We start from the raw sequence: 14706 nt of genomic DNA on the forward strand, positions 1-14706 counted from the left end.
TGTCTGTTACTGTATCGCTTATTGAACATTCAAATGGTTTTCATGCGCCATCGGTTAAGCATTAAATCACATCTCCTGTATCTGCTTTTATACTCATATTCAAATTTTTGAATCTATGTCTACTCGTTTCCCACCTACTCTTGAATACTCTCTTCGGGAAATGTTTCCAGAAGAGTGGTTAAGGCAAACTGCCAAAGAATAATGACAAAAATGGGAAGCATCATATTTATATTACAAATATTCAGAAAGACATTTTGAATGTAAAAGACATTGAAAACTTATATAGAGCCAGATGAAATATAGAACTGCTTTTCAAAGAATTGAAAAGCAAATACTCGCTAGACGTTCTTGAAACAAAGAATGTGCAGGTAATTGAAGCTCTAATCTGGACAGTAATATTTACACTAATCGTTAGTAGAAGAATTTATTCTTTTGTAAAAAACTCAATAACTCATACTGAAAAAATGGCTAGATATACGCAGTTATGTTGGAGTACAATATTTGCAGAGAATGCATCAGATCTGTTGACAGTAATTCTATATGTATGTGGAATTCAAAGAACTTTTTAAACGATAATGAGTGTATCTGAAAGTCAAGCATTAGATCCGCATGTAACAGAGAAAGGTTTAGAGATGAATGGTTTTAATAAAAAATGAAGGAATTGGGTTCAAAAAGATTAACATATGACGGAAATGAATCCTTGGCCGATGACTAATGGATAGACTTTAGTTTTTCATTTTGCTTTGTTTTCAGTTTACAGTGCTTTAGTTTCAATTTGTGCTATTCTTCAACTTACTATTTCAAACTTTACTTATTTATTCAGTTTATTATATTTTTAAAATTATTTTAACCTCTGTCTTAATTTATATATCAACATCTTCTTTTCTCTCCCTGCAGATTTATAACTTTTATCTGCTTGCAAGCCAGATTCCATATAGGTGTTAAACTTGAGCCAGTATGACCTTGAAGAAATTATAAAAAAAATAAAAGATAAAAGTCCTTTTGAGGTAAAAGACAAAAAAAGAAGTCGACCCAGGAGTTTAAAAGTTATCATCAGCAAGCTGTACTACTCTCTAAACTATGAGAACGAACCTCAAGCTACCAGAGAAAAAATAACTCAACTTCTTCTTGATCATGGGCAGTTCAGCAAAGAAGAAATTGATGAGACCTTTCAATTATCAGCAAAGGAAACTACTGAATACTCAATAGAATTTCTGAAACAGCATCCCGGAGTTGCACAGACAGAAACTCTGAAAAGCAAAGAGTTCCTTGAAGAAACAGAAGGAGAGAAAGAAGAGACCGTTAAGGAAGTAAAATATATATTTCCTCGCTACTGCTGAGTACTTATGGAGGTATTTTCCACATAGTGAGAAAGAGATAAAAGGTATGTGAAAGTAGAGATAGTCAGATCAACAAGTTGGTGATAGAGGAATTAAGAGAAGAATTCATGCGTCTTCGGTTATGTGAAAAATCGTGAAAAATTACGTTAATTTCCTCAATATTTGTCAAATATAATAAATTACGAGCTGGAATAGGGATATTGATTTCATGTAAATAGGACCCACATTTAAGGCCGGCTTCTAAATGAAAAATCGATAGCTTTCAGGCAAGAAAATTCCTTAACCGATGACCAATGAAATGGGTTTGAATCTGCGAAATTATTTCAGGATAAAACAAAAAATATGTTGCCATCGAATATGGCAGTTTGCGTTTACTCTAATCCTTGATGGCGATGTAGAAGTAAAACTCTAAATGCTTTAATATAATATATTGATCGATAAATACTTATTATGCGTCACGTAAGTGTAATTTGATGGTCAATAAAGTTAAGCGTAGAGTATCTTGTTTTCCAAAGGCCACCTATTATAAGCCCAGAGAAATCCCTCTTTGCTGTTTGGAAATAATTAACCTATCTATAGAAGAGATTGAAGCTGTTCGTCTTTGCGACCTTCTCAAGATAGAGCAGAATGAGGCTGCTGACAGGATGGGAGTATCCCGAAAAACTTTCTGGAGCGACCTCCAAAGGGCGCGGGAGAAGATTGCTGATGCCCTTGTCAACGGAAAAGCGATCGAGATCTCTGGAGGAGAATATGTTAATACTGGTGAATGCAAGGTCAATTTTCTCTGCAAAGAATGCGATTATATGTGGGAAGCAAAGGACAACCAGCCTCGCCCCACAAGCTGTCCAAACTGTGGCTCCAATCTAATATTCCGAATTGGTGGCGATGGGAGGGGAATGAGGTTTATTGAAAATAATTTCTGTTGTCCTAAAAAAAAAGGAAAGCAGTAAGGATACTGGTGATGTAAGCAAAAATAAGTGACAATCATATTGCACTGGCGCACTCCGTGCAAGCAACGGGGGTATGTTCGTGCCCACGTTCCAAATTCTATTAAAGGAAATAATAACCCAAAACAATTTAGTTTGAGCAGAGGTTACTAACCGAAAAATGGAACTGATACTAATTAAAATTCTTCATTGTCTTATGTGGATATCCTCATAATTCTCATTATTCTCATAAATCATAAAATTCAGGCGGTCTTTAATTGAAAATAGTATTCTCTATAGAGAGTGATGAAGAGCCTAAAATAACTTGAAAAAGCCAGAAGTGTCGTTTAAAAAACTAACTGGGGAGGGCTTCTTCTGTGGATAAGATATGTTAAAGATATGTTAAAAACTGTGGAGAAATTGATTCCAGATTTCTCTTCTGTTGTGTTAAAATGATGGATTTGATAGCCTATTAGAAAACGTGAATTCGGTAAAGAAGTAGATCTTCAAAAGATGAGGAATTTACGACTTATTACAGGATTGATGAAATAATAAAGACCAATGAATTGTTTGTTTTGAAAAAAATTAAGAACTAAGACTGCTCATTCTTGCAAGTTATGACATTAGTATTTCTCTCAAAGAGATGCTGATATATTACAAAGGGCAGGATAACGTAAAAAAAGATTTGTATTTTTGAAAAGTGGTGCTTTTAGTGTATCTAAAGTGTATTTCTAGAATAAGTCTATTAATCACTGATTAAATATTTTTTTTGCTTGAAAGCTATCTATTTTGCATTAGAAGCTAGTCTTAAATTTTGGTCTGTTTATATGAAAGCAACTCCCTGTTCTAGCTCAATATATATTATATTTAAAAATGTTGTGGGGATTGAGACAGTTTGGCATGATTGCTCACTTATAGTCATGAGGCTAAATAATGCAACTGCTCAAATGAGATATAATGAGATTTTTGTTGCACTAATTACAGGCGTGACTATAATTGAAGACGCATGAGAAAATAAGTCAAGAATTGAAGTTCTGACAATGATAATGGTTCTCTACTTGATGATTCATTTAATTGCAGAATGATAGTTGAGGGCAAATTTGTGGAAGAAAGTGAAACGATTCCAGATCCTAAAGTGAAACTTAGAAACAGACTGATATGAAATAGACTGATATGAAATGGGTATTTTTCAAGTTTCAGGGGATTAAATGACTTATAACTCAGAAAAAAGGGAAAGTAAAATCAGAGAATTTGGTACAGGTTTGGTTGAAATAATATCTTTAAGAATAGGTCTTCCTTGACGAACTGATATCTTCATCTTTAGAATCATATATATGTTATATTTCTCAAAGTATATTATAGGTACATGAAACCTGTTTAATTGGAACCTGCTTTATATACTGAAATTTTCCAGGCATAAAATATTTTAAATAGACATAATATACTTTAAAAGTAGCACAGGGTAAGCTTACCTAGTGGATTTTTAAAGTTAGTGTAATCTGAAATTGTTTGGCATGAGTTTCTTTAATCGTAAGTCTCTCTAATCGTGTTATTCCTTTTCCATAGTCTTTATAAGTATTTCGAATTTATCTTTTAATTTAACTCCTGACGAATATGCCACCTGAGCTCTTTCGACATTTACCGTCATTTGTATCGTTGTTTTGCGCTTTTCCTCTTTAATTTCCCTGAAATAGACCACAAAAGATTTAATAGGGCAATTATTTTATAGAACACTTGTAATCCAATTTAGAGGGATAAGGAGGGAATGAAATCCTCTTCGGCAATAGACGAAATCTAAAAGTCTGATTTGGTGAAGAATGGTGAAACCCTTAAAGTGTTGATCCCGACACTTCTTCTTACATACGACATATCTTAACAAACATGGAGGAACAATAAATGAAGAGATTCGCAGCAGTGACACTGTCTGCTCTCATGCTTCTGACTGTATTTGCATCCGCCGCAAGTGCAGCAGACTCAGTTGAGATCCGCGGTCCAGTGTTTAACGGCTCTAATATCGACGACATTGTCGGCGATGGTATTACAATCGATGCTACTCAATTCGCAGCATTCTACTACGATATTGACGATAACGTTACAACTGAAACTCTTTCCATTAAACCTGTCAGTGGAAACAGTGGCAATGTAATTGGAGAGGGTGGAATTGTATACTCTACTAAGATCCAGCAGGTTGACTACGAATATGAAAAGCCAAGCATTGGCTGGGACAACTACAGCTTGCTCGGTTTCTTCGCAGACAAGTATATCCCACTGAAATCCAACAGCGCTGACAAACTCGCCAAGCTTGTTCTTGACAGCGATGACAAGTACACTGTCAGAACCGGCGAAACCCTTGACCTCGGACAGGGCTACTCTCTCCAGGCCAAGCAGGTCGATGTTGACGGTAATAAGGTCTGGCTCGAATTCGACAAGGACGGAGAATATGTAGATGACGAAATCATCGATGTTGGAGAAGGTGACAGCACCTGGGACGTCGAACTTGATGACATCCAGGATGAAGATGATGTTGTTGTCCTGAAGGTCCATGTCAACCAGGTCTTCCAGGGTGCAGTCGACAGCATTGCCCAGATTGAAGGTCTCTGGCTCATTGACTACGCAAACGCCATAAAGATCGAATCTGATGATGAATTCGGTGACCTCGATGATGTTTCCATTAACGGTGACACCCTTAACATCACCAATGAAGACACCTTTACTCTGACCAGGGATTCCACAAATGAACTTGCTGAAGGTCTGTCTTTCAAGGTCGCTGACACCTCAAGCAATATGCTCAGGTTCTATCTCGCAAAGGAAATCACTGATCCCGGAACCTATGAAGTAAGAGGTAGTGTTGCCTCTGGAGCATATGACTGGGATGCAAGCAACTTTGCAGGTTTCTACTACGACCTTAATGACAATGTTGAAACAGAAAATCTCAGTGTTTCAAATCTTAAAGGAAATGTAATTCAAAAGGGTGGTCTCGTCTACACAACCTCCATTAAAGATGTTGACTACGAATATTATAAGCCAAGCCTTGACTGGGACCAGTATCCAGTTATTGGCTTCTTTGCAGAGGAATACATCCCACTTAAATCCAACAGCGCTGACAAACTTGCCAAGCTTGTTCTTGACAGCGATGACAAGTATACCGTTAAAACCGGCGAAACCCTTGACCTCGGTGAAGGTTACTCTCTCCAAGCCAAGCAGGTCGATGTTGACGGTAATAAGGTCTGGCTTGAATTTGACAAGGATGGAGAATATGTAGATGACGAAATCATTGATGTTGGAGACGGTGACAGCACCTGGGACGTCGAACTTGATGACATCCAGGATGAAGATGATGTTGTTGTCCTGAAGGTCCATGTCAACCAGGTCTTCCAGGGTGCAGTCGACAGCATTGCCCAGATTGAAGGTCTCTGGCTCATTGACTACGCAAACGCTATAAAGATCGAATCTGACGATGAATTCGGCGAACTCAATGATGTTTCCATACAGGGAGATACCCTAAAGATCAGCAATGACGACACCTTTACTCTGACCAGAGACTCTGATCAGGACATTGCAGAGGGTATGTCCTTCAAGATCGCTGACACTTCAACTTCCGACCTCAGGTACTACCCATTCGTCGAGAGGACTGTCGGTAATAACACCACTGTATCTGACATCACAAAACCGAGTGGCAACGAAACCGTTGGCAACGAAACCGTAACTCCTGCTAATATCACCACCGAAACTCCGGAAGATGTGAACGCAACACCAGAAACTCCGGAAGCGACTACTCCAGAAGAACCAACCGATAACGCAACTAAGCCCGAAGAAAATAGCACCCCAGGATTTGGAGTTGTTCTTGGACTTGTCGGACTCCTTGGAGTTGTCTACCTCGTCAGGAGGAACAACTAAAATTTCTGATTGAAGGGTTTTCTAACTCTTCTCTCTTTTAATTCTTTTTTAAATTCCTTTTGCAGATAACTTTTTATCTACGTATTTCTTAATTCAAGCGATCTTTCAACTTTGAAATCCCGGTTAAACTTGATAGTTATTTCCAGGATTATACAGATTTTAGGTGAAGCTTATGAAAAAAATGGTGGCTTTAATATCTGCACTTGTGGTTTTGATGGTCGCATTTTCAGGCTGTGTTGGCGACAATAAATCCACAGTCAATGGAACAGAGCCCAATAGCTCGGGAGAAAATGTAAATCCTGCCGGAAGCACGGCTAACGTTAGCGAGCTTAATGAGTCCGCAGTTAATGTAACAGAGTCGAGTAGCCTGGAAGCGAATGTAAATCCTGCTGAAAGTGCAGCTAACAATAGCGAGCTTAACAATCCCTCGGTTAGTGTAACAGATTCGAGTAACTCGGGATCAAGTACAAATACAGGATCAAGTACAAATACAAATTCCGCTGAAAATGCGGCTAACATTAGCAAACTTGAAAACCTTCCTTCAGGTTTCGAATATGTTGGGTCTTTCTCTCTTAATACAGCTGATATCAAAATCGATTACAATGCAGAGAATGTTTCCGAAGTCGTCGGAGGGACCGAAAGCATGTACAAATACAACGATTCTGACTTCTATATGGATGTAATCGAGCTTGAGAATTCTGAGGCTACAACTAATCTAATAGATGCATACAAGTCTTCCTTCAAGCCATTAACAGAAGGCTCCCGTTTTGTCGAAGAGTCATTTAATGGGCATTCAGCTGTGAGAATTGCAGACTACGTCACAGATGAAGGAACCGAGGTCCCCAGGTATACCTATATCTGGAGCAATGGAAACAATGTATTTGTGGTTACCGGAAATACTGCTGATGACTCTCTGGTCAAACAGCTGGCAGAAGCCACAGGGTACTGACATTTTCAAAAAGGTATAATTTTTTTATTCTTTCTTCCCTTTTAATTCTTTTTTCAGTTTTTTAGTTTGATTTTTATTATTTTATCTCATTTTTTCTTTCGTCTGCCACTCACCACAGTAAAATTTCACGTTTCATTTATCTCTGATATCAATTTTTAAAATCCAGTCTGGACTTATTGGGGTTTTATGCAGAAGATAAAAACAACTAGGTGGTGTATTTAGAGACCAAAAATGGTATCATTCAATTTTCACCAAATGCCATTAAGAATCTAGATTTCAATGGCATCACTACTCAAAGAGAAATTTTTGTTTTACAAGCAATCCTTTTCCGCCGACATTAATATTGCAATTGATTTTTGCGGATAACTCTTTCAACCTCTTCTGTTCCTTCTTCTTTATCTGGTGGCAGGAGACAGGATGCCTCACTTTAATGATAACCATACTATTCTTATATGTCCTTGAACGGGTGCTTCTGGTCCGTCGCGGCAATTTCGTAGAAGTCTAGTTGTCTGTTGATTCCTGGCAGCGCTATTCTATCAAGATCTCTCCCTCTCAGACAACTTCTTCATGTAAATATTACGAAAAAAATCCGGTTTTTCGGTATTTTGATCGTTAGACTTTAATATAACTTTGTACATTTGTGTGTTGCAAGCCCGGATAGCCTAGATGGTTGGGGCGCCAGACTCATAGGGACAATTATATGAGGCGTCTTTAATCTCCTGAGATATCTGGAGGTCGCGTGTTCGAGTCACGCTCCGGGCACTTTATTTTTATTTAATGTATTTTTAACTATTTTGTCTTAATTTCTCATTACAGGTATATTTCCTAGATAATTAATTTTAAACAATCTTCTATTTTTCAGGCTTTTATGGAATTTTTAATATTTTCTACTTTCTGTATCTATATTCAAGATTTTCAGCAATCAAACGCAATAGATTCAGAGTTTAACATAGACTGTATTTAACTAAAGAGTAAACAAGCCAATATACGAGAGTTGCCTGGTCAGGTCAAGGAATTCAGTAAGGAGTAGTTCACATACATACTTTGATTAACTCATAGGTTAATGCATATCCAAAAGAGGAAAAAGGACAAATTTTTTCTTTTATTGAGAAAAATAACGAGAAATCAGGTAATTATAAGAGAAATTATACTTGACTGAAAATGACTCCTACAGATCCCCTTTACCTTTGTATCCTTATTTTCACAGGATTTTTTACGGGTATTGTCTCAGGTATGCTTGGTATTGGTGGAGGCTTTGTCATGTCTCCTGTTCAGTACTGGCTTTTGCAGGAGACTGGGCTTCAGCATGACATTGCAATAAGGATAGCTTTTGGGACAACTCTTTTTGTGGTTCTGCTAAATGCCATAAATGTTACTCATATTTACCATCAAAAGAATGCAGTACTTTGGAAACAGGCAACAATCATAGGGATCTTCGGATCAATCTTCAGTTTCGTGGGAGCAGCGGTAGCTTCTTACTTATCGGCTTCTATCCTTAGCACAATTTTTGGAATCGTAGTTATAATTGGTGCAGTTAGAACTTACTTTACTCCTGCAGTTACAGAAACGAAATATATCAGCTCTAATCCATTACCTTATATTTTTTCAGGTATCTTCATAGGCTTTTTTTCTGGTCTTTTAGGGCTTGGGGGAGGAGTGATTGGAATTCCAATCATGTTGATTTTTCTTCATTTAGATATGCGAAAAGCCATAGGGACCTCAGCTGCAGTAATAATCTTTACCTCTTTTAGTGGATCTATTGGGTACATAATCAATGGCTGGGGAAAGGCTGGACTCCCTTCTTATTCTGTTGGATACGTAAATCTTTTAAATTGGATTTTACTTGCATTTCCGGCGTTTCTTGCAGCAAAAAACGGAGCTAAAATTGCTCATCTTATGAATCCCGAGCATTTGAAGCATCTATTCATAGTTATAATGCTCTATTTCGGGCTGAAAATGATAGGAGTTGTTGATCGTATTTTATATTGAACTCATTTGTCCTTTTTATAACCGCAAAATCTAATCTCTGTACTGTATGGGATTTCTGTTCAATTTATGCTACTATTTTACATAAATTATTTATAATATTAAGAGGAAGCATACTCCCATAATAAGGTGAAAAGAAGAACTAGAAGAAGGAAGGGGTTTTGTTCATGAAACATCTAAAAATATGTCCAAAATGCCATTCTAAACTAAAATTGCACTCCGATGGTGAGACCCAGTATTGTAGTACTTGCAGTTACTGGACAAAGATAGGACTGTAAGACTTGATTCAATAATGATTTACGGATAAGCAATCTGCATGAAGAATGCTGAGATTTTTATATGGGAGCGTAAAAATTGATGATTTCTTTCAAAATTCAGTGACTGAAATCAATAAAGACCCAGAAAACAAACTGATCCCTAAAACCGTTTTTAACTTTGATCAACGGGATTGTTGGAACTGTTTCATTAGAAGAATTTGAGTAGCTACTAAAATACTAAATCCAAAGAAGCAAGTTTTGAGCATAGGGGGTTATTTCATATCCAAATTCTGTTATTTATTGATTTAAAATTATGGAATACCACTCACTTTATCCATTTCTAATTTTACCAAATTTTGATCCTTTTTCTTGTAAATTTCATAAAATAAGGAAGCTGCAGGTACTTTCTCATGTTTGTCTCAAATTTTAGATTCCACGAATAGGGTTGGTATAATAGTTGATATTCAGTATTATGTTGGATTGGCCTATATACTTGGAATAATAACGGCCATCAGGAAACCTTTTAAATAATTCAATCTGATTGAATGACTTTTTAATATAAAAAATTAAGTTTTTAAAGGCAGATCAAAATGTGCAAAGTTATTTTTGATGAAATAAAGGAAGAACATCTGAATGATGTTTTGGAAATTTATACCCACTATGTTCTCAACACAAATGTAACCTTTCACGCGCATGCTTTCTCAAAAGATGAAATGCGAGAATTGGTATTCTTTGAAAATCCTAAATATAAAACTTTTGTCATAAAATCTGCTGATAAAATTAATGGATATGTAATATTGACTCAGTACAAAAAGCGTGAAGCATACGATGGAACTGCTGAAGTAACTGTATACTTAAAGCCGGATTACATAGGTAAAGGCATAGGCAGCCAGGCTGTTAAGTTCATTGAAGATATTGCAAAAAAGCAAAATATTCACGTACTTATTGCGACAATATGCGGAGAAAATTCTAAGAGTATTAATTTATTTGTGAGAAACGGCTTTAGCAAATGTGCGCATTATAAGGAAGTAGGAGAGAAATTTGGGCAACTGCTAGATGTAATGGCATACCAAAAAATAATATCATAATGCTTATATCATAATGCTTATACCACAATGTTTTACGCTATTGATAGTATGTTCCTTATAAATAACCAGCCAAAAGTTGAATTTTTTCTATATCTCTAAATATTGTTATTCATTGAGTTATGATTTATGGAATGCCACTACTTTAGTCATTTCCAATTTTGCCAGGCATAGATCGCCTGTATGCAGTCTCAGAGCATCAACACACTGCGCAGGCACCTCTGCAGTCAGGGTTTTGTTATATCTGGCAAGTTTAAGTGTGATGCGCTTTTTTGGTCCCTTATTGGTTATACTATTGATACGGGCGGAGTAAGTGTTGTCATTTTGATTTTCAGAACGTGAGTCAGGCAAAAGAAGAGTGATGTTCTCAGGATGAATTCCCCAGAAAACTTTATCTCCAGGTTCGAATCTCTGAGTTTTTATCCTTAAAATCAGGTCTCCACTTTTTAACACTGTACATTTTGACTCTTCGTCACATTCTTTAACATAAGCGTCATTGAAAATATTTGATATCCCAACTAGTTCTGCCACATGCAAGTTATTAGGATGATAAAATATTTCTTCCGGGGTCCCGAACTGTTGAGCTTTTCCCTCATATAAGACAAGAATCTTGTCGGCAAGCTGGAAAGCTTCTTCCAAACTGTGGGTGATAAACAACACAGGTATCCCAATTTTGGTTTGCAAATCTCTTATTTTTTGTGCAAGTCTGGTTCTAATTTCCAGATCAAGTGCAGAGAATGGTTCGTCCAGAAGCAAAATTTCAGGTTTGGGAGCCAGTGCCCTTGCCAGAGCTACTCTCTGTTTTTGCCCACCTGACAGCTGGGATGGATATCGGGTTTCCAGCTCCTCAATATGAAGAAGGCTTAGCATTTCTCGAACCCTTTCTTCCTTGGATTCTTTCTCCCAGCCTTTGAGCCCACATTCTATATTTTTTCTTACATTCATATGGGGAAAAAGAGTATAGCTCTGGAAAACATAACCCAGGTTGCGTTTCTGAATAGGCAGGTTGATTTTATTCTCTTTGTCGAAATAAACTTTATTTCCTACGGTTATTTTTCCCTCATCAAGATCCGTAATTCCGGATATGCATTTAAACAGTGTGGTCTTTCCTGACCCTGAAGGTCCAAAAAGTACGACAAGTTCGTTTTCCATTTCAAAGCTGACATCTAACGCAAAGGATTTCTTAATGCCTTTTTTCTCATTGGTATTAGCTTCGTTATACTGTTTTTTAAGTTTAATTTTAACGCCCAAAACTATACCTCTAATTTTCCTATGAATCGTCCAGTTAGAGATATAGCCAGCAGGGATATAAGAATAAGGATTAAGACCAGAGTCTGAGCAAGTTCATCATTGCCTGCCTGAAAAGCACTGTATATCGAGAGAGACATTGTGTTCGTTTTTCCCGGAATGTTCCCTGCAAGCATAAGTGTTGCTCCGAATTCTCCGACAGCCCTTGCAAAACTGAGTACCAGCCCGGCCAGTATACCCCTTTTTGCAAGGGGGAGGGTTATTAGGAGAGCAGTTTCAGTTTCACTTCTTCCAAGGATATAGGCTGCATATTCAAGCTCTTTATCTACTGCTTCAATGGCTGCCTGAGCAGCTCTCACCATAAGAGGAAGGGAAACTGTATAAGCCGCAATGACTGCTGCCTGCCAGGTAAACATGATCCCAGTGCCAAAAAAGTTGTAAATGAAATGGCCAAGAAGGCCTTTTCTACCTACAAAAATAACCAGAAGATATCCTATTACGGTGGGTGGGAGAACTAGAGGTAGTGTTACTAAAAGCTCTGCAAGTTCTTTTCCCCAGAAATCACGCCTCGCAAATACATAAGCTATGATTATGCCAGTGCAAAGGACCAGAACTGATGATATGGTTGCTACCCAGAGCGTAAGAGATAAAGGAAACCATACCTTATCCAACATAATGACCATGTCTTTTATTTTCGGGATAATCTTATGTAAGAGATAGCAAAACGCTTATTAAAATGGATTATCATAAGGTAAAAATTTTTTAGTAAAACGCTATCAATTCTGAAAATTGAGTCTAGATTATGAAAATTAAATTTAAAAATAAATCCTAATTAATAATGTCCCGCTAAAGACACAAACTGATATTAAATTATTCACACTCTGCAAATGTACGTCATACTTTACTTTTTTAAGCCACAGCCATCAAAAAATAAGCAGGGTTTAATGGACTCTTGCAGAGTGGAATAACATTACTTACTAATTTTCATGCTTTGTGCATGAAATGAATTGGGGATTAATCTGTACCGATTATCACATTTGAAGCCTTGACAATTGCGTATACCTCGCTTCCTTCTTTTAGCTTCAGATTTTCAGCTGAGGTTTTTGTAATGATAGATGTCATTTCTACTCCGCCAGGCAATTCTATTACGATTTCAGAATTGACCATCCCCGTAACAATACTTTTAACCTTTCCTTTTAAAACATTGCGTGCACTTAATTTCATTTCCTTGCTCCTCCTTCAAGTGTTTATTATGAACACTTGCTTTCTCACTTATGATCTAATTGATAATATAGTTTGCGTATATATAATATGGCTTTATTCTATATATTAATATGAATAGTACTTTCCTCTTGAGAAGCCTGCTTCTCCGAATATGGAAATTTCTTCATATTGAGAAAATGGATAATATCATTATGTATAGATGCAAAAAATAGATTCTTCCAATTTTATGAGAGTTTTGTCTGAGTACATTTCATTGTATCTTTGTATCTGAAGCTTGCTCTTATCCTTTCTTACTGGAATTTGCCGTAGAATTACCTTAGAAGGTTTGCTTTTTTAAACTTAAATTTTTTAGCTATCAAATGAGGATCACAGAACTACAGGAACATACTTATTTCAAGAGCCCAACATTTACACCCAAATTGAACCTTTTAAATTTATATATTAAATCTTGCCAAAACAAGCCCATCCTTCTTTTTTTTGAAATTTAACTTCCCCTCTTGCCATTATCTCTTAAAAAACCCATTATTATATTCTATTTGGAGCAAGGATGTGAAATAATGGATTTTATTTTCTCTGAGAATAGGCAAGTTTCTGGAATAGAGAATTATTTTTCTCTGTTCATATTCTATTATGAATTAAGTTGAGGGCTCATGGGTGGAGGTCCAAAGGTTGATTTTTCAGCATTTTACCTTTGCCTGAACATGAACCTGAATCTTTTCGGGGATTTGAAACTTTTTTTGAACAAGATTTTATCTTCTGTGATCCTCAATAACCATGAAAGCATGCAAACTATATATAACGTTATGTCTGTCAAAACATAACGAAGTTTTACCCCAAAATTATTTCGTTTTTTTATTTATTTTATTGCATTAAAATATCGTATACAGATGGCTCGTTATTTAACTTCAACTTTAAATTTGTTTCTTCTACATGATCATTCCTAAGTACCAAAGTATAATCGAAATTTACTCAGTGTTTAACTTTTTGCATCGCCTGATGCTTCATCGTGTATTGAACTTTTAAATGGTTTTGAATTTGCTAAATAATAATTGTAGAGATTTTTATGATATTGTTTTCTGCAACTCACGAACAACATTTATTGAGAATAAATATTGTTTAATAACTATTATATATTATATTTATTATATAAATATGCACAGTATCTTATCTGATATTCAGATTCAAAAATAATAGCAGTTGAACCTTTGGGGGTGTATACATTGCATAAAAACTCGCACTTAGAGAAAGAAGCTATGGAAGTAATCATGAAGCAGATAAAAGATCCTGAACTGCTTTCACAGATTGAATAGGTCGTTCTCTTTCATGGCTTCCTGACTTCAGTGGCATTAATCGGTATCCAGATGCTCAATATTGCAAATAGAGAGCTCGACGTCCAGGGTGGGAAGCGCAGGTGGGGAGCGCATATACGTGACCTGCGAAACGAAAAGCTGCATGCCTGGTCCATCCCATATCCTTGCCGGAGCGACCATCGGAAACAATGGATTAAAGATCGTTAATTTGGGGGAAATGGCGGTCACGGTAAACAAACAGGCGTCTGAGGAAGCTAGTAGTATAAAAGGGACCGACTTATTCTCGGCTCTGAAAAAACGAAGGATTATCCTAAACTCTGCGCCTGGTTTCTGAACACTGAAAAACTTCCTCATACAGAGGGTATCCAATCCTTCTGGATGCAGGGGAGAAGGTCTATTCCTAGAACTCTGTAGATGTAGAAGTTCCGATACGCAAAAAAAGCGAATTCAGTGCTGTGAAATATGCGGTTAAATGGTCATTCAA

Annotated in this window: 10 protein-coding genes, 1 tRNA gene and 2 pseudogenes; 9 read left to right on the forward strand and 4 right to left on the reverse strand. The window is 36.7% G+C overall.

Features of this window, described 5'->3' with window-relative positions; genetic code table 11:
* Positions 1-200 precede the first annotated feature (200 nt).
* From MSBRM_RS19990 to MSBRM_RS03410, 9 genes and pseudogenes are all read left to right on the forward strand, one after another.
* Positions 201-646 (forward strand): annotated as a pseudogene (locus tag MSBRM_RS19990) (transposase); the annotation flags it as partial.
* A 292-nt stretch (positions 647-938) separates the two neighbouring features.
* On the forward strand, positions 939-1340 hold the full coding sequence (locus tag MSBRM_RS03375; RefSeq protein WP_048119836.1) for a hypothetical protein: 402 nt from the start codon (positions 939-941) through the stop codon (positions 1338-1340).
* A gap of 473 nt (positions 1341-1813) precedes the next feature.
* Positions 1814-2290 (forward strand): DUF134 domain-containing protein, encoded by a 477-nt coding sequence (locus MSBRM_RS22005; RefSeq protein ID WP_048154541.1) that lies wholly within the window; start codon positions 1814-1816, stop codon positions 2288-2290.
* Between the two features lie 304 nt (positions 2291-2594).
* A pseudogene (locus MSBRM_RS21050) lies at positions 2595-2995 on the forward strand (IS1634 family transposase); the annotation flags it as partial.
* 1167 nt (positions 2996-4162) lie between these two features.
* The gene (locus MSBRM_RS03390; RefSeq protein ID WP_048119832.1) at positions 4163-6163 is read left to right on the forward strand and encodes an S-layer protein domain-containing protein; all 2001 of its coding nucleotides are present in this window, start codon (positions 4163-4165) and stop codon (positions 6161-6163) included.
* A gap of 172 nt (positions 6164-6335) precedes the next feature.
* Entirely contained in the window at positions 6336-7112 is a 777-nt protein-coding gene (locus MSBRM_RS03395) for a hypothetical protein (RefSeq protein ID WP_052712675.1), read from the forward strand.
* Positions 7113-7763: 651 nt separating this feature from the next.
* Positions 7764-7874, forward strand: a tRNA-Met gene (locus MSBRM_RS03400).
* 399 nt (positions 7875-8273) lie between these two features.
* Positions 8274-9101 carry a sulfite exporter TauE/SafE family protein gene (locus MSBRM_RS03405; protein ID WP_048119831.1) on the forward strand — a complete coding sequence of 276 codons (828 nt, stop codon included), beginning with the start codon at positions 8274-8276 and terminating at the stop codon, positions 9099-9101.
* 844 nt (positions 9102-9945) lie between these two features.
* Entirely contained in the window at positions 9946-10443 is a 498-nt protein-coding gene (locus tag MSBRM_RS03410; RefSeq protein WP_048119829.1) for a GNAT family N-acetyltransferase, read from the forward strand.
* A 117-nt stretch (positions 10444-10560) separates the two neighbouring features.
* On the opposite strand, the gene MSBRM_RS03415 is transcribed toward MSBRM_RS03410, so the two are convergent.
* The 4 genes from MSBRM_RS03415 to MSBRM_RS22185 all read right to left on the reverse strand — a co-directional run bounded on the left by MSBRM_RS03415 (position 10561) and on the right by MSBRM_RS22185 (position 14576).
* Complete coding sequence (locus MSBRM_RS03415) at positions 10561-11691, reverse strand: ABC transporter ATP-binding protein (RefSeq protein WP_048154544.1); 1131 nt, start codon at positions 11689-11691, stop codon at positions 10561-10563.
* A 2-nt stretch (positions 11692-11693) separates the two neighbouring features.
* Positions 11694-12371, reverse strand: coding sequence for a molybdate ABC transporter permease subunit (modB, locus tag MSBRM_RS03420; protein ID WP_048119825.1), 678 nt, complete (start codon positions 12369-12371; stop codon positions 11694-11696).
* 331 nt (positions 12372-12702) lie between these two features.
* Entirely contained in the window at positions 12703-12912 is a 210-nt protein-coding gene (locus MSBRM_RS03425) for a TOBE domain-containing protein (protein ID WP_048119823.1), read from the reverse strand.
* Between the two features lie 1346 nt (positions 12913-14258).
* Entirely contained in the window at positions 14259-14576 is a 318-nt protein-coding gene (locus MSBRM_RS22185; protein WP_449288732.1) for a hypothetical protein, read from the reverse strand.
* Between the last annotated feature and the right edge of the window lie 130 nt (positions 14577-14706).

Source organism: Methanosarcina barkeri MS (assembly GCF_000970025.1).
Taxonomy (GTDB): domain Archaea; phylum Halobacteriota; class Methanosarcinia; order Methanosarcinales; family Methanosarcinaceae; genus Methanosarcina; species Methanosarcina barkeri.

Coding starts and splice junctions, on each gene's coding strand:
- MSBRM_RS22005 (WP_048154541.1), top strand. CDS start 1,814: ATGGTCAATAAAGTTAAGCGTAGAGTATCTTGTTTTCCAAAGGCCACC.
- MSBRM_RS03390 (WP_048119832.1), top strand. CDS start 4,163: ATGAAGAGATTCGCAGCAGTGACACTGTCTGCTCTCATGCTTCTGACT.
- MSBRM_RS03395 (WP_052712675.1), top strand. CDS start 6,336: ATGAAAAAAATGGTGGCTTTAATATCTGCACTTGTGGTTTTGATGGTC.
- MSBRM_RS03405 (WP_048119831.1), top strand. CDS start 8,274: ATGACTCCTACAGATCCCCTTTACCTTTGTATCCTTATTTTCACAGGA.
- MSBRM_RS03410 (WP_048119829.1), top strand. CDS start 9,946: ATGTGCAAAGTTATTTTTGATGAAATAAAGGAAGAACATCTGAATGAT.
- modB (WP_048119825.1), bottom strand. CDS start 12,371: ATGGTCATTATGTTGGATAAGGTATGGTTTCCTTTATCTCTTACGCTC.
- MSBRM_RS03425 (WP_048119823.1), bottom strand. CDS start 12,912: ATGAAATTAAGTGCACGCAATGTTTTAAAAGGAAAGGTTAAAAGTATT.
- MSBRM_RS22185 (WP_449288732.1), bottom strand. CDS start 14,576: ATGAGGAAGTTTTTCAGTGTTCAGAAACCAGGCGCAGAGTTTAGGATA.